Source organism: Mesorhizobium sp. M7A.F.Ca.ET.027.02.1.1 (assembly GCF_004022985.1).
GTDB lineage: Bacteria > Pseudomonadota > Alphaproteobacteria > Rhizobiales > Rhizobiaceae > Mesorhizobium.
In genome coordinates this window covers 1-662 of record NZ_RZOL01000884.1, presented here as the reverse complement: position 1 = coordinate 662, position 662 = coordinate 1, and the positions used below count along the sequence as shown (strand labels likewise).

Below are 662 nucleotides of genomic sequence, written 5' to 3'. Positions count from 1 at the left end.
GTGTGGACGGATGCATTGTTGCCGGGTTACCGGCCGCTCGTTCGGCACGATTTCGAGATAGCAGCAATGGCGGTCGTTGACCTCGGTTCCGTCGGGCGACTGCATGCGCGTGCGGAACAGCCCGCCCGGCCTGAGGTCGATCTCGCAGTCGGTGATCATCCAAGGCTTCGGCGTGAACCATTGCTTGACGTGCTCCGGCGTCGTCAAGGCGCGCCACAGCAATTCGCGCGGCGCATCGATGACGCGCTCCAGCACGAGGTCCAGCCTGGTATCCGGCTTGAGGGGATAGATCATTTTTCTGTCTCCTTGAGGGTCATCACATAGGCGTCGAACTGGTCGAGGCGGCGCTCCCAAAGCGTGCGCTGTTCGGCCAGCCAGTTTTCGGCGAGTTTCAGCGGCTCAGGTGCCAGCTGATAGGTCCTGACCCGGCCGGTCTTTTGCGAGTGCACCAGCCCGCAGCCTTCCAAAATCTTGAGATGTTCGATGAAGGACGGCAGCGCCATCTTGAAAGGCTGCGCGAGTTCGCTGACCGAGGCGGGACTGCGGTTCAGCCGCTCGACAACGCGGCGTCGCGTCGGGTCGGCAAGAGCGCGAAAGATGCCGTCGATCGGCGGAGGGCTCGGAGTTGTGGTCTGAAGGCTTGTCATTGGTTGGTCCTGAGG

Annotated in this window: 2 protein-coding genes; both read right to left on the bottom strand. The window is 62.4% G+C overall.

The genetic code is table 11. The annotated features are described in order from the left end of the window. A partial coding sequence (locus EN749_RS36805) for an SRPBCC domain-containing protein (protein ID WP_189368048.1) occupies nt 1–294 on the bottom strand: 294 nt, incomplete at its 3' end. After that, nucleotides 291–647 (bottom strand): metalloregulator ArsR/SmtB family transcription factor, encoded by a 357-nt coding sequence (locus EN749_RS36800; protein WP_128365109.1) that lies wholly within the window; start codon nt 645–647, stop codon nt 291–293. The genes EN749_RS36805 and EN749_RS36800, both read right to left, overlap by 4 nt. Nucleotides 648–662: the final 15 nt, after the last annotated feature.

Bases quoted from the DNA above. Each gene is read 5' to 3' on its own strand.
- EN749_RS36800 (WP_128365109.1), bottom strand. From the start codon at position 647: ATGACAAGCCTTCAGACCACAACTCCGAGCCCTCCGCCGATCGACGGC.